The organism is Streptomyces sindenensis (assembly GCF_014649035.1).
In the GTDB taxonomy this organism is placed as follows: Bacteria; Actinomycetota; Actinomycetes; order Streptomycetales; family Streptomycetaceae; genus Streptomyces; species Streptomyces sindenensis.
Map to the genome: position 1 here is coordinate 138,885 of NZ_BMSG01000002.1, position 20,601 is coordinate 159,485.

16 protein-coding genes, 2 tRNA genes and 1 pseudogene are annotated in these 20,601 nt (G+C 70.8%); 7 read left to right on the forward strand and 12 right to left on the reverse strand.

Going from position 1 to position 20,601, the window contains the following annotated elements; all coding sequences use genetic code 11:
• Positions 1-186 precede the first annotated feature (186 nt).
• Positions 187-807, reverse strand: a complete 621-nt coding sequence (locus IE145_RS03905) for a hypothetical protein (protein WP_189518832.1) — start codon at positions 805-807, stop codon at positions 187-189.
• 355 nt (positions 808-1,162) lie between these two features.
• Positions 1,163-2,425 (reverse strand): DNA sulfur modification protein DndB, encoded by a 1,263-nt coding sequence (locus tag IE145_RS03910; protein WP_189518833.1) that lies wholly within the window; start codon positions 2,423-2,425, stop codon positions 1,163-1,165.
• An 842-nt stretch (positions 2,426-3,267) separates the two neighbouring features.
• Between IE145_RS03910 and IE145_RS03915 the strand changes: the two genes are divergently transcribed.
• Positions 3,268-3,801, forward strand: a complete 534-nt coding sequence (locus tag IE145_RS03915; RefSeq protein ID WP_189518834.1) for an NUDIX hydrolase — start codon at positions 3,268-3,270, stop codon at positions 3,799-3,801.
• Here the strand turns inward: IE145_RS03915 and IE145_RS03920 are convergent.
• Positions 3,779-5,122, reverse strand: coding sequence for an NsdA family TPR-like regulatory protein (locus IE145_RS03920; protein ID WP_189518835.1), 1,344 nt, complete (start codon positions 5,120-5,122; stop codon positions 3,779-3,781). The two genes, IE145_RS03915 and IE145_RS03920, sit on opposite strands and share 23 nt — an antisense overlap.
• A gap of 123 nt (positions 5,123-5,245) precedes the next feature.
• Here IE145_RS03920 and IE145_RS03925 point away from each other — a divergent pair, with 123 nt between their 5' ends.
• From IE145_RS03925 to IE145_RS03940, 4 genes are all read left to right on the forward strand, one after another.
• Complete coding sequence (locus tag IE145_RS03925; protein ID WP_229825298.1) at positions 5,246-5,446, forward strand: hypothetical protein; 201 nt, start codon at positions 5,246-5,248, stop codon at positions 5,444-5,446.
• The gene (locus IE145_RS03930; RefSeq protein WP_189519266.1) at positions 5,446-5,775 is read left to right on the forward strand and encodes a hypothetical protein; all 330 of its coding nucleotides are present in this window, start codon (positions 5,446-5,448) and stop codon (positions 5,773-5,775) included. The genes IE145_RS03925 and IE145_RS03930 overlap by 1 nt, the downstream gene beginning before the upstream one ends.
• 211 nt (positions 5,776-5,986) lie before the next feature.
• Entirely contained in the window at positions 5,987-7,111 is a 1,125-nt protein-coding gene (locus tag IE145_RS03935) for a radical SAM protein (protein WP_189518838.1), read from the forward strand.
• A gap of 251 nt (positions 7,112-7,362) precedes the next feature.
• The gene (locus tag IE145_RS03940; protein WP_189518840.1) at positions 7,363-8,229 is read left to right on the forward strand and encodes a GNAT family N-acetyltransferase; all 867 of its coding nucleotides are present in this window, start codon (positions 7,363-7,365) and stop codon (positions 8,227-8,229) included.
• A gap of 107 nt (positions 8,230-8,336) precedes the next feature.
• Here IE145_RS03940 and IE145_RS03945 read toward each other — a convergent pair.
• A tRNA-Arg gene (locus tag IE145_RS03945) sits at positions 8,337-8,409 on the reverse strand.
• Between the two features lie 215 nt (positions 8,410-8,624).
• Positions 8,625-8,715, reverse strand: a tRNA-Ser gene (locus tag IE145_RS03950).
• 315 nt (positions 8,716-9,030) lie between these two features.
• Here IE145_RS03950 and IE145_RS03955 point away from each other — a divergent pair.
• On the forward strand, positions 9,031-9,606 hold the full coding sequence (locus IE145_RS03955) for an SSI family serine proteinase inhibitor (RefSeq protein ID WP_189518842.1): 576 nt from the start codon (positions 9,031-9,033) through the stop codon (positions 9,604-9,606).
• Between the two features lie 369 nt (positions 9,607-9,975).
• Positions 9,976-14,169, forward strand: a complete 4,194-nt coding sequence (locus IE145_RS03960; protein ID WP_229825306.1) for a response regulator — start codon at positions 9,976-9,978, stop codon at positions 14,167-14,169.
• Positions 14,170-14,258: 89 nt separating this feature from the next.
• On the opposite strand, the gene IE145_RS03965 is transcribed toward IE145_RS03960, so the two are convergent.
• The 7 genes and pseudogenes from IE145_RS03965 to IE145_RS03995 form a co-directional block, all read right to left on the reverse strand.
• Positions 14,259-15,911 (reverse strand): long-chain fatty acid--CoA ligase, encoded by a 1,653-nt coding sequence (locus IE145_RS03965; protein WP_189518844.1) that lies wholly within the window; start codon positions 15,909-15,911, stop codon positions 14,259-14,261.
• Between the two features lie 228 nt (positions 15,912-16,139).
• Positions 16,140-16,703 (reverse strand): SigE family RNA polymerase sigma factor, encoded by a 564-nt coding sequence (locus tag IE145_RS03970; protein ID WP_189518846.1) that lies wholly within the window; start codon positions 16,701-16,703, stop codon positions 16,140-16,142.
• Between the two features lie 189 nt (positions 16,704-16,892).
• A complete protein-coding gene (locus tag IE145_RS03975) occupies positions 16,893-18,059 on the reverse strand; it encodes a lipid-transfer protein (protein WP_189518848.1) in 1,167 nt (388 codons plus the stop codon).
• Positions 18,056-18,478 (reverse strand): MaoC/PaaZ C-terminal domain-containing protein, encoded by a 423-nt coding sequence (locus tag IE145_RS03980; RefSeq protein ID WP_189518851.1) that lies wholly within the window; start codon positions 18,476-18,478, stop codon positions 18,056-18,058. Before IE145_RS03980 ends, IE145_RS03975 begins: the two co-directional genes overlap by 4 nt.
• The gene (locus IE145_RS33285) at positions 18,475-18,798 is read right to left on the reverse strand and encodes a hypothetical protein (protein WP_373296566.1); all 324 of its coding nucleotides are present in this window, start codon (positions 18,796-18,798) and stop codon (positions 18,475-18,477) included. The genes IE145_RS03980 and IE145_RS33285 overlap by 4 nt, the downstream gene beginning before the upstream one ends.
• Before the next feature lies 1 nt (position 18,799).
• The gene (locus IE145_RS03990; protein ID WP_189518859.1) at positions 18,800-19,711 is read right to left on the reverse strand and encodes a bifunctional MaoC family dehydratase N-terminal/OB-fold nucleic acid binding domain-containing protein; all 912 of its coding nucleotides are present in this window, start codon (positions 19,709-19,711) and stop codon (positions 18,800-18,802) included.
• 446 nt (positions 19,712-20,157) lie between these two features.
• A pseudogene (locus IE145_RS03995) lies at positions 20,158-20,571 on the reverse strand (acyl-CoA dehydrogenase family protein); the annotation flags it as partial.
• Positions 20,572-20,601: the final 30 nt, after the last annotated feature.

Below are 20,601 nucleotides of genomic sequence, written 5' to 3' on the forward strand. Positions count from 1 at the left end.
CCGGCGGAGCGGACACGTACCGGAAGAGACTATCGACGACCCCGCCGCTGAGACAGGGCTGTCCACGCGGTCGTGACCGCTGCGTCAGCCCCTGTCCGAGCGTGCCTTCACCACGCCGACCGTGACGGGGGCTCGACGGGGCCGACACAGTCGCCGCGCCGGGGCGGTACCGCAGTGCCCCAGCGCCTAGCAGAACTGCGGCGGGCCGATGACGGTCCGGCCGATCTGCTCGGCAAGCCAGGACGCATGCCGTTCTTCGTACCCCTTGCCGCTCCCCCGGCGAACGTGGACCAGGACGGTGTGCCCGTTGGACCACTCGTCCACCTCACGGGTCGCGGCGTTGAACAGCACGGTGACTTCGGCATGGTTGTAGTCCGCGTACAGATCATGCTCCGCGACTTCCGGCCACCCGAGACAGTTCCACCGGATCTCTGCCATGTACTTGCTGGCGACTGCCGTGAAGGTGTCCTCGATGCTCCCTACGGGTTGATCCAGCATCGAAGCCCACAGCGGCAGGTGCCTGGACAGGAAGGCGGTGTCCGTGGAGAGCTGCGGTCCGTGAACGCCTGCGTGCAGGCCGGTCGGATCGCTCGTATCCCGGACCCAGTCGTCGACGTCCTCCTTCCTGAACCAGGCGTCGGGCATCGCCCGCAGGATGAGCAGGACGTCTTCGGCCCGGGGGAGCTCAACGTCCACGTCCACCTTCGCATCGCCCTGATCACCGACGCTGAGCAACTGACGTGCCACGCGGAGGGCGAGGGCGGGATCGGGGGTGTGGAAGACGGGATACGCGACGTCAACGGACATGCGGGCACCCTGCCACAGCGCTCAGCGGTCGCAGACCCGTCAAACAAGCCGGAAGCCTTGAGCACCATCCGAGCTTGGCGTACGGATACCCGACCCGGCTGACCCGGTCGCGGCACTCCGCTGCTGTACGGGCAACGCGAGAGGCCCCCGGGATTTCTCCTGGGGGCCTCTGGCCTGCTGTGCACTCGGCAGGATTCGAACCTGCAACCTTCTGATCCGTAGCTCTAGCCGGATCGATCAGCTACGGCAATACCGGCCGCTACGAGGTCCCGAAGAGAAGGCAGCAAGCAGTGGCGGTTTCTGTGGTTGCGGTACCGCGCTGCTGTACACGAGCAGCCCACAATTCCGGCGAGACTCAGTGAACGCCCTCGGACGAGATGGCCTCCTGCGTGGGCTGCGGGATCAACGGATTCTTGGGGATGACGGGGACACCGATCGCCTCCATGACCTTGCGGGCTGCAATCCGCCCCGGAGACCTGGTAGTGGTGATCTTGTCTCCCGTAATGATGTTCCCCTCCCAGATCTGCGCGTTCCGGCGCCAATCAATCTTCGTGGCAAGGTCAAGGTATCGAGCCTTTCGCCACTCCGGGTCCAGGTTCTTCTCGATCTCGAAGGCCACGTGCCCGATGATGACAAGACCGGTCGCGGTCATGTTGATGTAGTGCTTACGGAAGTCCACCACCTGGTTGGCCGGCCCTCCGCTCGTGGGCAGTTCGGCCACTGCACGCCAAGGGTCCATGTGCTGCGTGAGGATGGCGAGCATGGCCAGGGTCCTGCTGACGAAAGCGTCCTGCTTCTCGGTGGTACCGATGGCCTGGAAGCTGCGAGCCGGGATGCTCGCCTCGCTGAGCGCGTAGTCCTGAAACAGCAGTTCCTTGACCAGCCCACGCACCTGGTTGAGCAGGAAGATGGCCGATGACAACTTCGACAGACTCTTGGACGTCTCATCGATGCGTCCCGCGAACAGGGCAGACCCATCCACGATCTTCGTCAGAACTCGGTTTAGGGGCTCACGCGTGTTGTATGCAGCGAGAAGACTTGCCGGAATCTGCTTGGTCTGTGCTGCGTCGGCAAAGTCCTGGTGGATACGGGCAACGTCCGGTTCCACGACGATGACGACAGAGATGCTGTCGCTCGGGAAAGGGGAGTCCGTGTCGATGAGGCTTTCGCTACGCTTGGCGATGGCAGCGAGCCTGTGCTGACCATCAGTCACAGAGAACTTGGTCTCGTCGCCGATGACGACGAAGCCAGCCGTCATGGCAAAGTTTCCTCGCGGGATATGGATGGCCGGGACAGCACGGACGTTCAGCGTGACCGGCGGGAGGATGTAGTTGTTCTCGTTCTCGATCAGGTACTTAGTGATGGACCTGACGTGGCTAGTGTCAATCGGGCGATTGGTGGCCGTGCGCGGGTTGCCACCCTTCACGGCCGCATCGGAAACCACATGCTTGACGAGGAATGCGTACGAGAAGGCAGTCGTCAGCATGAGGCGCCCCCCCTGCTGGAAGACGACGCAGGTGAAGACGCGGCCCCCCGACGCCGTGGCGGCCTCACTCGCGGCTGCCTGAGCAGCCGTCAGCGAATCGTGCTCCGTGAGTCCGAAGTGTGCGATGGACACGGGATCCCCCTGCGTTGAGGCAAAGTTGAGTGGACATCAGGAACGTACGACAGGTCAACGTATTACGTCAACTTATCCACGTAAAACGCTGCCTGTTGCACGTTTTTGCGTTGGGCGCCTTACTTGCTTGATCGCTTGAGATCGACTCTCGACTCCTTTTGATCGAAATGGCGCGTTCGCAACAGAACCCACCCCTCGCCCCGGCTCCCATCCCGTCCGCCTTCGACCCACACGTCGTGGAGCGGTCGTGGTTCAGGGCGTCAAGGTGGAGCGCGCCACTGTACGAACGACCTTGACGCCCTGGGCCGCGACTGCTCGGCTCTGCCTGGGTCGAAGGTGGCCGGGATGGGAGCCCCACGACGCTCACCACGCTCCGGCCGGCACTCGCGTACGGTGCCCCGTCCATCCCGGAGTCTGAGCGCCCCCGCCGGAGGCATCGTCTTGAAGCCGCGGGCTTGGTTCTCGTCTCATGCCCCTCGGGCCTATCCACTGCGGGCGCGCGTCGGCGGCGGCAGCGCCGAGCGGGCCGAAGGCAGGAGCGCGGGCGCAGCCAGAGCCGGGAAGCGCGCCCGGCGGAGCGGAGCGCAGCCGGGTGCCTTGATGAGGTAGAGAAACCTCTAACAACCGGCCCCAGCACACATCCGCTTCGGCCCGTCCGGCAACAGACGAAGCACGGCTCGCCCATCGGAGGGCGTGAGCGTTGTGCTTCTCGTGGGACATCCCTGACGTGCCACGTCTCACCCATACCCGGTATGTGTCAATGTGACGCGAACTTGTCTGATGCACAGTCGCTGCGCTCGCATCTCTGCGATCCTGAAGCCCGATCGAGAGGGGTCGCAGCGATGCAGTGGAAGATCCACGGGGAACGTCCGATCTACGAAAACAGCTGGGTGAACCTGTGGCTCACCGACGTCGAGACCCCGGACGGGAACCGCTGGGAGCACCACGTCGTCAAGCTCCGCCACCTGTCCGTGGCCGCCGTCGTAAACGAGCACTCCGAGATTCTGATGATGTGGCGGCATCGCTTCATCACCAACGCCTGGGCGTGGGAGCTGCCCATGGGCTTGGTCGAGGAGGGCGAGACGCCCGCGGAAGCGGCCGCCCGTGAGGTGCTGGAGGAGACCGGCTGGCGGACCAACACCGTCAAGCCGTTGGTCTACGCAGAGCCGGCCAACGGCATCACTGACTCCCAGCACCACATCTTCCGGGCTGACGGGGCAACGTACGAGGGTCCGCCGACCGAGAAGAACGAGTCGGACCGGATCGAGTGGATCCCTCTGGCCGACGTGCGGGGCATGATCGACCGGCGCGAGGTCGTCAGCAGCGGTTCTCTTGTCGGACTGCTTTACGTCCTCATGGACGAGGCGATCCGCTGACCTGACGGGGCAGCGCTTCCCGGAGCCGGGACTCGAACGTCACCGCAGCCGGTTCGCGGCGGAAGGGCTCCAACTGCTCGTAGAACTCCCTGAGGTGACCGGCGACTCGTCGTGAGCTGACGGCCGCTGCCGGGGCCAGGGCGTCCATGGCCGTGTGGCACGCCTCGTCGAGTTTGCCGCGCTGGAGCTGGGTTCGGGCGAGCCAGAAGGCGTGGAAGGCGCGGCCTCGGTGGTTCGATGAGTGCTCACGGTGTAGCGCGTCTGCGATGAGGGGTTCGGCGAGGGCGGCTTCGCCCAAGCGGCCGTGCGCGATGCCGGTGTCCACGATCAGCTTCGGCTCGTTGAAGTAGGCGACCCAGGCCGGGTCCGGATCACCGGTGCTGATCCGTCCGAAGTGGGTGTGGGCTTCCGAGATCGCGGTGTGGGTCGCGCCGTGGTTGCCGAGGGTGGCATGGGCGAAGGCTTCGCGCATCGCGAGCATGGCCAGCACGCGCGGTGTCGTCCCCACGGCGGATCGGGCCTGGTCCTGGGCGGCCGTGACGAGTGCGAGGGCGTCGCCGGGCTTGTCCTGGTAGGTGGCCTGGAGGCTCATGCAGGCGAGGACGTTGGCCATGAACTGGCGGTCGTCGATGGCCTTGGCCAGGCCGAGGGATTCGGTGAAATAGGCGCGTGCCTGGTTGTACTGGCGGGCGTCGAAATAGGTCCATCCAGTGAGCCGGGCCAGCTCGGCCGCGATGCTGTGCAGACCGTCCCGTAAGGGGGCCGGACGCTGCTCCTTGAGGAGGTCGACGACGTAGCGGAGCTGGCCGACGACCGCCGGCCGTAAGGTCTCTCCGCCATGCTCGTCGTCCCGGCGCCAGTAGTCCGCGATCGACGAATGCAGCGCGTCCAGCGTCGAGGCGCTGAGATCCCGCTCGGCCGCCAGGGCGAGGATGCTGTCGACGTCCGCCCCCGGTAGTCCGGCGGCCAGTGGTTCGACGGCTGTCGGCACCTCGGCCGGTTCGCGAGGCGTGACCGTCAGGCTGGGCGGCGTCTCCCAGGAGCGTCGGGCGAGGCCGAGCATGTGTCCGGGGATGCGCAGTCCGTCCGCGATCCGTTCGATCACATCCATGTGCAGCAACTGCCGCCGTCCGGCGATCACTTCGCCCACGCGGCTCGGTGTCAGGTCGCAGCGGCGCGCGATCATCGACGGATAGATGCCTGCTCGTGCCTTGACCAGCTGAAAGATGCGGTCGAAGTCTCTGGCCTGGCATGCCTCGATCATCACTGGGTCCGTGAGCAAGCTGACCGGGAGCTCCTTCGAGCGAGATGGCTCGGGCATCGGGCACGCTCCGGCATGAGGACTACGGATTGCAGCTCGTGGTCAACCGAGGGTGATGTTACCCAAGTTGGGTAATCCGCTGGGCCTTTCTGGCCGGGCCTGTGGATCGCGATGCTCCTGACCATGGCGAATGGACAGGATGACGTACGGATGACGTTGCGGGTCTCCCGTGACTCCGGGCTGACGTGGGGGTCTCTCGCGGAGGTACGCGTGGGCGAGGACTCGGTGCTCCCGGAGAACCCGGGCCGCTACCCGCCGTGCATCTGCCCCCGGTGCTCGCAGAAGGAACGGAACGCCGTCGCGTCCTTCCGGGTGGTGTCATGATGCGATGCGCGCACTGGCGCCGGGTGCCCCTCGACCTGGTGCGGGAGGCACGGGAGAAGTCGGCGGCCCCGTACGTCGACAGGGCGGTGCAGTGCCAGCTGTCCGCGCACGACGACAGCGACCACTTCGGTCTCCTGACCGATGACTGCGCGTACGGGACCGCGCTGTGGCTCCGCTGGCACGGAACGGACGAGGCGGAACTCGTCGTGCTGCCGGACTGCCCGGTGGTCGCCCCGGGGCCCGACGGTGAGGGCTGCTGTCTGTTCGCCGGCCACACCGCGCAGCACACCTGGGAAGACGCCCTGAAGGAGGTCTCGTGCACAGGCTGATCACGAGCCCGCACAAGCCCCGCCGCCCGCGCCCACGCCCGCGCCCGCGCCCGCCTCGGAACGAACAGTGCGGGGACTGTGGCGGCAGCGGCGCCAATTCGTCCGGCAAGACCTGCGGCACCTGTAACGGACTGGGCGAAATCCACTGCCACGCCGACCGCCAGGAGCCCCACGTGCTGTCCCGCTCCGTGATCCGGAAGGAGGGCGACCGATGGCCCACGCTCTGATCGCCTCCCCGTTCCTCGACGGACACCTTCTCCTCAAGCCGGGAGCACGGGCCGGCGCCCGCATCTCCGCCGACCACTACGAGGGCCTGCGCCAGGCCGCCGCCGACGGCGCGGCGCTTCCCGCCTGGGCGGTACAGACCGCCGCCGACGTGTGGGGCCTGGACCTGGATGGCCTGAGCGCGCAGGGCACGGTGCTGGTGCGCGAGCCGTCTCCGTACGGCTACTGCCGGGCGTCCTGGGAGATCAACCTCGGCTGCAACTTCGGCTGTAAGCACTGCTACCTCGGCGAGCGCCCGTTCTCCGGCCTCGGTTGGGAGGACAAGGTGCGGCTGCTGGACATCATGCGCGAGGCCGGTGTCCTCTGGCTCCAGATCACCGGCGGCGAACCCACCATGGACCCGGACTTCCAGGGCGCGTACCGGTACGCCTGGCAAGCCGGGATGATGCTCACCATCTCGACCAACGGCTCACTGCTCTGGCGGCCGGACCTCCTCAAACTCTTCCGCGACTCCCCGCCCTACCGCCTGGTCGTCAGCATGTACGGGGCGAGCGAGGAGTCCTTCGACACGCTCACCCAGCGCCGCGGGGCGTGGAAGGCGTTCCGGCGCGGCATCGACGCCGCCCGTGAGGCGGGGCTGCCGCTGCGCATCAACGTCGTGGTGACCGAGGACAACGCTTCCGAGGCCGACGAGATGGCTGCCCTCGCCGACGAGTGGAACGTCGAGAACCACGCGTACACGAACATGACGCCCACGATCTACGGCGGCGGCGAACCCCTCCTCGCCCAGTCCGTCGCCCACTTGCGGCAGCGCAAACCGTTCGCGGGCTGCAACGCGGGACACACCTTCTTCCACGCAGACCCCCACGCCAAGGTCTCGATCTGCAAGGTCGGCCGCGACGACCAGATCGACCTCATGGCCGAAGGCATCTATGGCCTCACCCGGCTCGGCACCATCGCCGACCGCCTCATGCTTCGCACCGGTGGGTGCGAAGGCTGCGCCCTGTCCGGCACCTGCCGGGTCTGCCGCCCCCTGGCCAAGCACTACCAGGAGGCCAAAGCGCCGCTGCACAGCTACTGCCAGCACGGAGACAAGGAGAACGCCTCATGATCCCGCCCGTACCGGTGACCATCCTCCCCGGCCCGCCACCCTCAGCCCGCCGATCGGCCCCGCCCGTCGCTACCGCGTCGATCACCGCCGTCCACGACCTCGACGTCATCGTGGAAAGCGCGGAGTGCTCCTGCGACGCCGGTGACGACACCCCCCCCACTGACCGACACGATCCGGTCAACTCCCTCCAGGCCCCGGCGTACTCGCGTCGGGGCCTGAACCCTGTCCGTCCCGCCGTTAGGGTGCCGCTCATGTTCTTCCGCTGGGACTGGCTCCGGTCCCAACTGACCGCACCGATCGTGCCGACCCTCGGTCCCATCCACCCCGACGCCCTGTCCGTCGGCATCTTCGAAGACATCCTGCGAGCAGCCGACACCGGAGACTTCCTGCCCTATGACAAGGACCAGCGCTGGAGCGGCGAGAAGGACGAGAAAGTCCTCCGTGAGGACGTGGTTCACCAGCCCGAGCACACCCTCATCCCCACGCTGGCCCGGCGCGGACGCGGCGCAGTCAAGGTCTTCGCCTACGGTCCCCGCGACAGCGTCATCGATGAGGCCGCCGAGCTGGCCGCCAAGCTCGCCTCCTTGCACGCCGTAGTGAGCGCCAGGGTCGTACGCCCCCTCGGCCCCGAGACCACGCACCCGCGAGGCACCCGCATCCAACTCAAGGACTTCACCACCGGCTCCTGCCCCGCCCCGAACGGCCCGGTCCGCCCCGTCACCGGTTGGCCGGCCGCCGTGCAGAACACCTTCGCCCCGTTCGCCGAGACGATGGCCGCCGACGGCCTCGCCTTCCTCCGCACCCAGATGCGGGCCGGCCAGTGCGGCCCAGTGCTCACCACCGTCATCGAAGACCGCATCGTCGGCGCGATCGGCCCCATGAAAGTACGCGCGGACGCGATCGAACGCCCCCAGCTCATGCCCCAGTACTTCGCCGTCCTCCCCGAGGCCCGAGGCCAGGGCCTGGGACGCATCCTGTGGCGGGCGGCGATGCACTGGGGGCAGGCCCACGGCGCCGCCTACCAACTTCTCCAGACCGAGGTCGACGGCTCTTCGGATCGGCTGTGCCAGTCGGAGGGGCTGGCCTCCCTCGGGTTCAGTCACATCACGCACGTCTAGCCTCAGACGGGGAAGGCCGCGACGGCCACCACAGTTGCTGTACATCGCTGCTGTCCGCCCCTGAAACGCCAGAGGCCCCGGATTTCTCCGGGGCCTCTGGCCTGCTGTGCACTCGGCAGGATTCGAACCTGCAACCTTCTGATCCGTAGTCAGATGCTCTATCCGTTAAGCTACGAGTGCTTGGCGTTCCGGGCTTTTTCTTCCCGGTCGGCGTTGCGAGAACAACATTACATGACCTGCGCCGTGACGCGAAATCCATTAGCCGCACCAGCGCTGAGCTGCGGAAACGACCTCCGATGCCCCATCCGGGCGCGGCCGCGACGCCCCCTCCGCGCATTCCCTCGCCCCGGAACGACCGAAGCCCCGCGCCAGGGGCACGGGGCTTCGGGATGGAGCGGAGGCGGAGGGATTTGAACCCTCGATGGGGGGTAAACCCCAAACCGCATTAGCAGTGCGGCGCCATAGACCGGACTAGGCGACGCCTCCTCCACACGCCTCGCGCGGACGCGAGTGGCGCGTGCAGATGATGACACAGTCGAACGTCGTGCCACCAATCGCCGACCACGTTACTAGGCCTCCGGGGGCCAGGGCAAAGCAGTTCGGCGTGGTGGCGCAACGTCCGGGCGCGGTGCGCGTTAGAGAGGGGTGGGGGCCTCGGGTCTCCGTCCGTCGTCCAGTCGTCCAGTCGTCCAGTCGTCGTCGCCCGTTCGTCGTCCGTCGGCGGGGTGCCGGGGCGGGTCCGTGATCGTCCGGGACCGTCGCCCGCGGCCGGCCCCGCCGCAGAGATCCTGGAGCTTTCGCATGCTGCGCCGTCTCGCCCTCACCGCCGTCGTCCCGCTGGCCGTCCTCGCCACCGCCGTCCCGGCGTCCACCGCCACCGCCTCCCGGCCCGCCTCGACCGGACCGGTGCCCTCCGCCGTGCCCACCTCCGGGCCGTTCGCCGCCGCCCGGCCCGCCCTCGGACCGCTGCCCATGCCCCTCCCGCTGCCCGGGTTCCTGGACGGCGGGGAGGGGACGGGGTCCGGTGAGGCCGACGAGGCGCGGACGCGGCTCACCGTGAGCGTGGAGAACACCGGGGTCCCCGGGGCCGACGGCACGTTCGAGCTGGAGTGCGGGCCCACCGGGGGCACCCACCCGGAGGGGCAGGCCGCCTGTGACCGGCTGGCGGAGGCCGGGACCACCCGGGCCGGCCGGCAGGAACTGTTCCGCGAGACCCCCGAGGGCACGATGTGCACCATGATCCACGGCGGCGACGCCTTCGCCCGCATCGTCGGCACCTGGGAGGGCCGGGCCGTGGACACCACCGCCAGCCGGCGCGACGGATGCGAGATCGCGCGCTGGAACAGCCTCGTGCCGGTGCTCCCCGACGTCCGGTAACCCGTCGGAGGGCCGCCGCTGCTCCCCGACGTCCGGTAGCCCGTAGGACGGCCGGATCCTCCTCGGGCGGTCCCGTGCGGCCCCTCGGCGGCGTAAAGACGTTCGCACCGGCGAAGGGGCACCAGGCGTTCCGGGCCCCGGGAGGAACCGCCGAGCCCCGCGTCCGCGCACGTCACAGGGTGTGCGGACGCTCACGGCGTGGGCCCGTGGCGTACACCGCGCGCACAGAACCTTGGTGAGAGCTCCCCCTCATCCGCCGCCCCAGGGGCCTCCCCTGGCCTTAGACTCCTCCAGTGACAGTCTGCGGCCCGAGGGGCAAGATGGGGCCCGCTGTCGGCAAGGTGCGGTAATCAGGGAGGAAGCGTCGTCGTGAGCAGCAGGCCATCCCGAGGCACTGCTCGCCTCGCAGCCATACTCGATGCCCTTCCTGACGGGCTTCTGCTCGTCAATTGCAATGGCACGGTCGTCAACGCCAATGCCATCGCCCTCGAAATGTTCGAGACCCCGGGCACCGCGCTGGTCGGTCGCGGACTGCTCGATCTGCTGCCGGAGTTCGACTCCAAGCTGATCCCGGGGTCGATGCGGCGGCCCGAGGCTGCGGACGAGCAGGGCAGGACCAAGCCCACGCGGATGACCGCGCGGCGCACCGACGGCCACGAGTATCCGGTCGAGGTCACCAGCGCGAGCCTGGACAGCGGACAGGCCGCGTACAAGGACATCCACTCCAGCTACACCGGCGACGAACTCCTCATGATCGTCGTGCGGGATCTCTCCGGCACCGTCGACACCGAGGCCGAGCTGGCCCGTTCGCAGCGGCAGACCGAGATGATCCTGCGGGCCGCGTCCGAAGGCGTCGTCGGTACGGACACCGACGGGCGCGTCGTCCTCGTCAACCCCGCCGCCGCGCAGATCCTCGGCTTCCGGGCCAGCGACCTCGGCGGCCAGGAGCTGCACCCGCTGATCCTGCACTCGCGGGCGGAGGGCGAGCCGTTCCCGTACGAGGACTCCCCGCTCGCCGACACCCTCAAGTCCGGGCGCAAGCACCGGGTGCGCGGGCAGGTGCTGTGGTCCAAGAGCGGCGACCGGGTGCCGGTGGACCTGACGACCGCGCCGGTCCGCGACGGGGACCAGCTCGTCGGCGCGGTGATGACGTTCACCGACCGCCGGCCCTACGAGGAGCTGTCCGCCCAGCACAAGAACGTCGTCGCCGAGCTGACCACGAGCCACTCCGCCGAGGTCACCGCGCTCAGGGAAGCGCACGCCAAGGAGCTGGAGGCGCTGAAGGAGGCGCATGCCGCCGAGCTCGCCGACCGCAGCGAGCGGTACGCCGCCGAGATCGAGGGACAGGCCGAGCTGCTGACCTCCCTGAGCGCCCAGCACGCCCAGCTCACCGCCGTTCTCGGCGGTTCGCTGCGCGGGCCCCTGGAGGAGCTGCGCGGCGAGCTGTCCGCGCTCGCCTCCGACCCGGCCGGTCAGCTGTGGCCCGAGGCCAACCAGATCCTGCACCACCTCGCCGCCGGGTACGCCCGGATGACCACGCTCGTCGACAACGTCCTGGGTTACCAGCGCCTCGACGCGGGGGCGGAGGGGCTGCGCAAGGCCCCCGCCCTGATCGAGGGGATCGTGAAGGGCGGCATCGACGGGGCGGTCGAGCTGATCGGCCCCGGGCGCGCCCAGTTCGCCGTGCACGCCCCGCCGATCGAGGCCGAGGTCGACGCGCGGCAGCTCGCGACCGCCATCGCCCATCTCGTCGCGGACGTCTGCGGTGTCGACTCGACCGGCAAGACCCGGGCCGTCCCCGGGGGCGGCTACGTCGACTCCACCGTGGTCGTGGCCGCCGCCCAACGCGGTGACGTCGTCCGCATCGAGGTGCGCGGCCCGTTCGCCGGGGGCGACCCGGTGCACGAGCCGATCGTGCGCGGCATCGTCCGGGCCCACGGCGGGGTCCTCCAGACGCACGAGATGCCGGGGATGAGCGGCAGCGCGTACGTCCTCGACGTGCCCGTCGGCGCGGCGGCCGGCACGATCGCGCCGCCGGAGCCGGACGGGAGCGGCCTGTCGCCGGAGCCCGCCGCCCCGACGTCCTCGTCGTCACCGGAAGGCGTCGGAGCTCCGGGCGTCACCAGCGGCGGCCGGCGCCGGGCGCGCAGGTCCTCCACCGACGCGTTCCTGGACAGTCCGGTCGGTACGCCAGAGAGCGCGGGCGACAGCACGGCCGAGGCCGTTCCTCCTCCTGCTGCTCCCGTCGCCGACGACCGGCCCGTGGCCGAGCCGACCGGGCGGCGGCGTGCGCGCCGTGGACCGGCCGCGGCCGAGGAGCAGCAGGTCCCCGAGCTCATCCCCGCCCAGCAGGGCGAGGGCTCCGGGCGGCGGCGCGGCCGGCCCAGCCCCGCCGAGGCGGCCCTGAACACCGTTCCCGGGAACGCGGAGAACGCGGGCAGCGCGGCGGACGCCGGGGGCGCCGTCGTGCGGCAGCAGCAGCCACCGCAACGCCAGGCCCTGGCCCTGGCCTCCGCCCCGTCCGAGGCTCCCGCCGCCCCCTCGGAGGGGTCGGTCGTCACCGCCGCCGAGAACGCCCAGGGCGGCGGCCGTCCGCAGCTCGGTCCGACGGTGCCGCCCCAGGGCGTCCCGGTGGATCCGCAGCAGCCCGTCCCGCCCACCGGGCGGCGAGCCCGTCGGGAGGACGAACCCGCCGCCCTCCCCGCCCTGGCGTCCGGCACCGGCGGCACGAGCGGGCACCCCGCACCGGCCCAGCAGCCGGGTGGCCGACGGGCCCGGCGCGCGCTGGCCGCAGCCCAGGAGCGCATGGCGGCGGACGCCGGTCCGCGTACCGCCTTCGCCCTGCCGCCCGCCGACGCGGACCGGGCGCCCGTGGCCCCCGACGCCCCGGTGGGTCCCGGCGACGACGCGAGCGCCCACCACACGCGTACCGCACCGGAGGCCGGCCACACCCCTCCGCAGGCGCACCCCGTCGCCCCGGCGCACCACCTCCAGCAGACGGACGCGACCTCCGGGCAGGGCATCCCCGGGGCGGGTCCCTCCGGGAACGGCCTCCCGCAGGATCCGCAGTCGGCAGCAGGTCAGGTCCCGGAGGCTCCCGGCTCCTGGAGCGACACCGGCCAGACCGGGCAGACCGGCCACACCGGCCAGACCGCGCACACCACCGGCGTCGCCGCCGTCACCGGTCCCGAGGCGCACCCGGCCGACGGCGACCCCGGCGTTCCCGCCCCGGACGTACGGCGGCAGCCGCTGCCCGCCGAGGAGCCGATGCCGGAGGGCACCAACCCCGACTCGACGCAGGGGAGGGCCTTCAGCGTGCGCACGCTGGGCCAGGGCGTGCCGTTCGCCCAGCACCTCGCGCATCAGCAGAACCAGCCGCACCAGAGCCTCGGCGGGGCCGGCCGGCGCCGCAAGCTCGCCGCTCCGCCGGAGGAGGGCGACCGCACCCCCGCCCGGGCCCCCGGCGGCCAGCAGGCCGCGCCGCAGCAGGACCGCAGGGCCGCGCAGCCGACGGGACCGGGGCCGACGCCCGCCCCCGCGACCACGAACACGCCCACACCCCCGCCCGGGCCGCAGCAGGCCCAGCTCTCGGCCCAGCCCCACGGTCCGGCGCACGAACCCGCCCAGCCGGGCCAGCTCGGCCAGCCGGGTCACACAGGTGGCGGCCCCGGCGCCGCCTACGGCGAGGGTCAGCTGCTCGCGCCGCCCGTCGCGGAAGGGCGCGCGTACGCCATAGGGGCGCCCGACGAGGGCGCCGAAGGTCCCGAGCCGCTGGACGGGCCCGGGGGCGCGGTCGAGGTCGCCAACCGGCCGCACCCGCACCCGGTCGACGACGAGCTGCCGCCCGAGCCGCTGGACAACCCGCGCCGGCTGCTGGTCTGGCCCGCCCCCGACGTGCCGACCCAGCAGGCGCTGAGCGACCGGGGCTACCGTCCCGTGATCGTGAACTCCCGCGAGGAGGTCGACGCCCAGATCGCCGCGTTCCCCGCCGCGCTCTTCGTCGATCCGCTGACCGGCCCCATCACCCGTACCGCCTTGCAGTCGCTGCGCCAGGCGGCCGTCGCGGCCGAGGTCCCCGTGCTGGTCACCGCCGGTCTCGGGCAGGCGACCCGGGAAGCGGCGTACGGCGCGGACCCGGCAGTCCTCCTCAAGGCGCTGGCGCCGCGCGACAGCGAACAGCATCCCTCGCGGGTGCTCCTGATCGAGGAGCACGAGGAGATCGCGGTGGCGCTGACAGAGACCCTGGAGCGACGCGGCATGCAGGTGGCGCGCGCCGCGACGGACAGCGAGGCCGTCGACCTGGCGGGCCGGATGCGGCCGAACCTCGTGGTGATGGACCTGATGCAGGTACGCCGTCGGCGCGCCGGAATCGTCGACTGGCTGCGGGCCAACGGGCAGCTGAACCGCACCCCGCTGGTCGTCTACACCTCGGCGGGCATGGACCCCGCGGAGCTGCCGCGGCTCGGATCGGGTGAGACCGTTCTCTTCCTGGCGGAACGGTCGACCAGCGTCGAGGTGCAGTCGCGGATCGTCGACCTGCTGGCGAAGATCGGCACCAACTGACCGCACGCGAAGAGCAGAGCAGGGCGGGTGCGGTACGGGATTCCGTACCGCACCCGCCCTGTTTCACGTGAAACGTACGGGCTCGAACGTCAGAGCTGGGTGACGTCCAGCTCGCCCTCCGCGTACTGCTTGCGGATCACCTTCTTGTCGAACTTGCCCACGCTCGTCTTCGGCACGGCGGGGATCACCGACCAGCGCTCCGGCAGCTGCCACTTGGCGATGCCCGACTCGGCGAGGAACGCCTTGAGCGCCTCGTAGTCGACGTCGGCCGCGCCCTCCTTGAGGACGACGGTCGCGAGCGGCCGCTCGCCCCACTTCTCGTCCGGTACGGCGACGACGGCCGCCTCCGCGACGTCCGGGTGGGCCATCAGCGCGTTCTCCAGCTCGACGCTGGAGATCCATTCACCGCCGGACTTGATGACGTCCTTGGCCCGGTCGGTGAGGGTGAGGAAGCCGTCGGCGCTGATCACGCCGACGTCGCCGGTCTTCAGCCAGCCGTCCTCGCTGAACTTGTCCTCGGGGCGCAGGTGATCGCCGTCGGACCCGCCGTAGTAGGCGGCGGCGATCCAGGGGCCCCGGACCTCCAGCTCACCGGCCGACTCGCCGTCCCACGGGAGGTGTTCACCGCCGGGGCCGACCAGCCGCGCCTCGACTCCGGCGGGGAAGCGGCCCTGGGTGACCCGGTAGGGCCACTGCTCCTCGTCGCTCAGCCCGGCGGGCGGGTGGGCCATGGTGCCCAGCGGCGAGGTCTCCGTCATGCCCCAGGCGTGGCAGAGCCGGACGCCGAGCTTGTCGTACGCCTCCATCAGCGAGGGCGGGCAGGCCGCGCCGCCGATGGTGACGTTGGCCATGGAGGTGAGGTCGCGCGGGTTGGCGGTGACCTCGGCGAGCAGGCCCTGCCAGATGGTGGGGACCGCGGCCGCGTGCGTGGGGCGCTCGCGCTCGATCATGTCGGCGAGCGGGGCGGGCTGGAGGAAGCGGTCCGGCATCAGCATGTTGACGCCGCTCATGAAGGTGGCGTGCGGCAGACCCCAGGCGTTCACATGAAATTGGGGCACGACGACGAGGGTGGTGTCCTTGTCGGTCAGTCCCATCGACTCGGTCATGTTGACCTGCATCGAGTGCAGGTAGATGGACCGGTGCGAGTAGACGACGCCCTTGGGGTCGCCCGTGGTACCGGAGGTGTAACACATGGCCGCGGCCTGGCGTTCGTCCAGCTCGGGCCAGTCGAACGTGGTGGGCCGGCCCGCGATCAGCTCCTCGTACTCGTGCACGCGGGGCGTCACCCCGGCGAGGGCGGAACGGTCGCCGGGGCCGGCCACGACGATGTGCTCGATGCTCGGCAGATGGGGCAGCAGCGGCACCAGGAGCGGCAGCAGCGAACCGTTGACGATCACCGCCTTGTCGTCCGCGTGGTTGACGATCCAGGCGAGCTGCTCGGGCGGGAGCCGGAGGTTGAGGGTGTGGAGCACGGCGCCCATGGAGGGGATGGCGAGGTAGGCCTCGACATGCTCCGCGTTGTTCCACATGAGCGTGGCGATCCGCTGGTCGCCGTCGACGCCCAGCTCGTCGCGGAGCGCGTTGGCCAGCTGGGTGGCGCGGGCGCCGATCTCGGCGAAGGTACGACGGTGCGGCTCGGGTTCGCCGGTCCAGGTCGTGACCTGCGACTTCCCGTGAATCGTCATCCCGTGGTGCAGGATGCGGGTGACAGTCAGCGGTACGTCCTGCATGGTGCTCAGCACGGCGTCCTCCCGGTGGGCGCTACGCGGCAGTAGGGTTCCGCTGATTCTGCGCACATACCACGCGGTATGTCACTACTCACGGGAGAAAATTCCTGACCGGGGCCTTGTGGGACATCCTGCCCGAGGGCCGCACGGATACCTCCGGAGGCGCTGCCGGTACCTCCGGAGGCGCTGCCGGTCGGCCGCCCCCGCGGTGCCGCGACCTGCTGCCCCCGGTGGTGATGCCGGTCAGCGGACCGGCGTCAGCTCAGGGTCCTCGCGGAGCTTGCCGAGGGCGCGGGAGACGGCGCTCTTGACCGTACCGATCGACACACCGAGGACCTCCGCCGTCTGGGCCTCGCTCAGGTCCTCGTAATAGCGCAGGACGACCATCGCACGCTGGCGGTCCGGGAGCTTGAGCACCGCGCGCCACATAGCGTCGTGCAGCGACTGCTGCTCGGCCGGATCCGGCGTCGGAAGAGTCTCGCGCTCGGGCAGCTCCTCACAGGCGAACTCGTCGACCTTGCGCTTGCGCCACTGCGAGGTGCGGGTGTTCAGCAGGGCCCGGCGGACATAGCCGTCCAGCGCCCGGTGGTCCTCGATCCGCTCCCACGCCACGTACGTCTTCGCGAGCGCGGTCTGCAGCAGGTCCTCCGCGTCGCACGGGTTCGCGGTGAGCGAGCGCGCGGTACGCAGCAGGACCGGCCCCCGGGCCCGTACGTACGAGGAGAACGACGCGTAGGGCGTGTGGGGGTGATGTCCGTCGGTGGCGGAGGCCGCCCTGGAGGCGCCCGCGCAGACTGGCGTGGTCATGTACCCAACGCTAGGAGCGGACGCCGCCGAGGGGATCGGCCCCAGGTCCCGAAGCGCTGTCCGCCTCAGGTTGTAGGGGACGTCCACCCTGAACCTCCTGAAGGTGGACGGGCCTGCGCGCCTCCGTCAGGGTCCGCCCCTGAGAGTCTCCAGGAGCCGCCGCGGGTCCCCGGGGCAACGCGCCGCCGCTCAGCCGTCCGCCCCGAGGACCAGGCCCGACGTCGGCACGCCCGTACCGGCCGTGACCAGGGACCTCGCCGCGCCCGCCACCTGGTTCACCGAGGTGCCCCGGATCTGCCGGACGGCCTCCGCGATGCCGTTCACCCCATGGAGGTACGCCTCCCCCAGCTGCCCCCCATGGGTGTTCAGGGGCAGGGCGTCCGCCGCGACGAAGTCGCCCGCCTCCCCCGGCCCACAGAAGCCGAACTCCTCCAACTGCATCAGGACGAACGGGGTGAAGTGGTCGTAGAGGATGCCCACGTCGATATCGGCCGGGGACAGCCCGGAGGTGCGCCAGAGCTGCCGGGCGACGACGGCGGTCTCCGGCAGGCCGGTCAGCCCGTCCCGGTAGAAGCTCGTCATCTGCTCCTGCGACCGGCCCGCCCCCTGCGCCGCCGCGACGACGACGGCGGGCGGCCGGGGCAGATCACGGGCCCGCTCCACACGCGTGACGACCAGGGCCTGGCCGCCGTCCGTCTCCTGGCAGCAGTCCAGCAGCCGCAGCGGCTCCACGATCCAGCGGGACGCGGCGTGGTCGGCGAGCGTGATGGGCTTCCCGTAGAAGTACGCCGCCGGGTTCCGCGCCGCGTGCCGCCGGTCGACCACGGCCACCCGACCGAAGACCTCCGGGCCGAGGCCGTAGGTGTGCAGGTAGCGCCGGGCCGCCATCGCCACCCAGGAGGCGGGGGTCAGCAGCCCGTACGGGAGGTTCCAGCCGAGCGCCGCGCCCTCGGCCGTGGGCTCCCGCCGCTGAACGCCGGAGCCGAAGCGGCGGCCGGAGCGCTCGTTGAAGGCCCGGTAGCAGACGACGACGTCCGCGACGCCGCTCGCCACGGCAAGGGCGGCCTGCTGCACGGTGGCGCAGGCCGCGCCCCCGCCGTAGTGGATCCGGGAGAAGAACGACAGCTCGCCGATCCCGGCCGCCTGGGCGACGGTGATCTCGGGACTGGTGTCCATGGTGAAGGTGACGAGCCCGTCCACGTCGGCGGGGGTGAGGCCGGCGTCGTCGAGAGCGGCGCGGACGGCCTCTACGGCCAGCTTCAGTTCGCTGCGGCCGGAGTCCTTGGAGAACTCGGTGGCTCCGATTCCGACGATCGCGGCCTTCCCACCGAGCGAATCGGCTCTGCGAATGCTCATGCTGCCTCTTCGCCTCGGTACGGGAGGGCGACGGTGACCGTGCCGGTGACATGGCGGCCGACGCGGTTGTCGCCGGTGACGTGGACGACTGCTTCGGCGTGTTCCCCGGCGCTTACGTCGGCGATGTGCCCGGTCAACCGCAGCACGTCGCCCGGGTAGTTGGGCGCGCCGAGGCGGATCGCGACCTTGCGGAGGACGGCGGTGGGGCCGAAATGGTCGGTGATGTAGCGGCCGACGAGCCCGTTGGTGGTGAGGATGTTCATGAAGATGTCGGGGGATCCCTTCGCCCGGGCCAGCTCCGCGTCGTGGTGGACGTCCTGGTAGTCCCGCGAGGCGATGGCCCCGGCGACGATCAGGGTCCGGGTCACCGGGATCTCCAGGGGCGGCAGCTCGTCGCCGACGCGGTGCGCCCGCCTCATGACACGCGCTCCCCATGTCCGTCGGCCGCCGACAGCAGGCCCGAATCCTCCAGGACTTCACGGCCGCGGCCGAGGTACGCGTCGAGTCGGCGGCCCCGGAGGAAGGGCCGGTGGACCGGATGGTCGAGGCCGGCCCCGGTACCGCCGTGCGGATGCCGGCCCGCGTGGACGCCCCGCCTGCCCGCCTCCGGGGCCCACCGTGCGGGAGTCAACGCCTGCGCCTCGTAGGCCAGTTGCTCATCGTGGCGCCAGGCCGCCTCGGGGATCCGCGCGGCCAGCCGTTGCGCGGCGGTCTGCTCCTTACTCGGGGTGAAGTCCATCTCAACCGCCTTCGTTCGCCCGGAAGACGGGCAGTTTGAGGTCGGGGTCCGCCACGAGGAACTCCAGGCGTACGGGCATGCCGACGCGGACCTTGTCGTACGGCACACCGATCACGTTGCTGACGATGCGGACACCCTCGGCCAGTTCGACCAGCGCGACGGCGTACGGCCCGCCCTCACCGTCCGGCGCGAAGGCGGGGAACGACGGGTGATGCATGACGACATGGCTGAAAACCGTGCCTTCCCCGCCTGCTTCGACCGTGTCCCACTCCGCGCTGCCGCAGGCGTTGCAGCCGGGCAGCCAGGGCAGGCGGAGGGTCGCGCAGTCGGTGCAGCGCTGGATGAGAAGGCGGCGCTCGGCGACCCCGGCCCAGAACCCGGCGTTGTCGCGATTGATCACGGGCCGGGGGCGGCGCGTCGGCTCGGGGACCTTGTTCCGTTGCGCGGGGCGGTACTTGAGGATGCGGAAGCGGTGCGTCCCGGCGAGCTCGCCGTCGGCGTGCACGTCCGTGCGGGTGGTGACGAAGTAGCCGGTGCCGAGCTTGGTCGTCTTGCGCGGGGAGACCGACTCGATGACCGTGTCGAAGGTGATCCGGTCACCGGGGCGCAGGGGCCGCAGATACTCCTGCTCGCAGTCGGTCGCGACGACGGAGGTGTACCCGGCGCCGTCGAGCAGCGCGAACATCTCGTCGTACGCGGCGGACCGCCCCGTGCTGTCCGTGTGCCCGGAGAGCCCGCCCATCGTCCACGCCTGGAGCATGGTCGGCGGGGCGACGGCGTCCGGGCCCCGGTAGGCGGGCGAGGTGTCGCCCATCGCCTCGCACCAGTGCCGGATCATCGGCTCGTTGACAAGATCCTTGCCGCGCCCGGCGGTGGCGGCACGGCCTTCGTGGGCGCGGAGCTGGGCGTACAACTCATCGCGCTCGGCCTTGGCGTCTCCCTCGACCTTCCCGGCTCTCTCGGCCTCCCCGACACCTTCGGCCTTCCCCGCTTTCCCGGCTCTCTCGGCTCTCTCGGCCTTCCCGGCGCTCTCGGCCCTCTCGGCCTCCGGCTGGGGGCTTTCGGCGCCGGGCCGCGGGGCTTCAGGCTCCGCCCAGCGGCCTTCGGAGGGCGACCGACGACCTTCGGAGAGCGACCATCGGCCTTCCGAGGGCGACCGACGACCTTCGGCCCCCGCCCCCCCGGCTTCGCCCCCCGCCCCGCTCATCGCTTGCCCCGGATCATCCCGAGCCCGGCCGTCGCGGCGATCTCGCGCTGCACCTCGCCGACACCGCCCCCGAAGGTGTTGATCCGGGCCGCGCAGTTCATCCGCTCCAGCTCACCGTCCGGCCCGAAGCAGCCGGGGGACCCGCCCCGGAGCAGGGCCGACAGGCCCCTACCGGCCCCGGGCTCGCTGTAGCCGATCGCGAAGACGAGGTCGCCGCCGAGGATGCGGGGAAGGAAGGACGCCTTCTGCCCCTCGGTGCCGTACACCATCAGGGTCGGGCCGACGGCGTTGAGCGTGACCATGGAGACGGGGGCGCCGGCCCGGTACGCCTCGTCGAAGAAGACGAACTGCTCGTCGGGGCCGCGGCCCCGCCCGCCGTACGCCCTGGGCCGGCCGCGCCCGAGCAGCCCGTCGGCGCCGATCCGCCGGGGGAGCTGCCGCGCACGCTGCTCGCTCCCCGGTGCGGCCTCGTCGCCCCCACCACACCCGCCACCCATCAACGTACGGACGTGAGACCGGAGTACGACGCGGAGTCGCTGCTGGCGTTCCGTCGGAGCGAGATGCACGGAGGGCCCTCCAGAACTGCGGACAGGTCA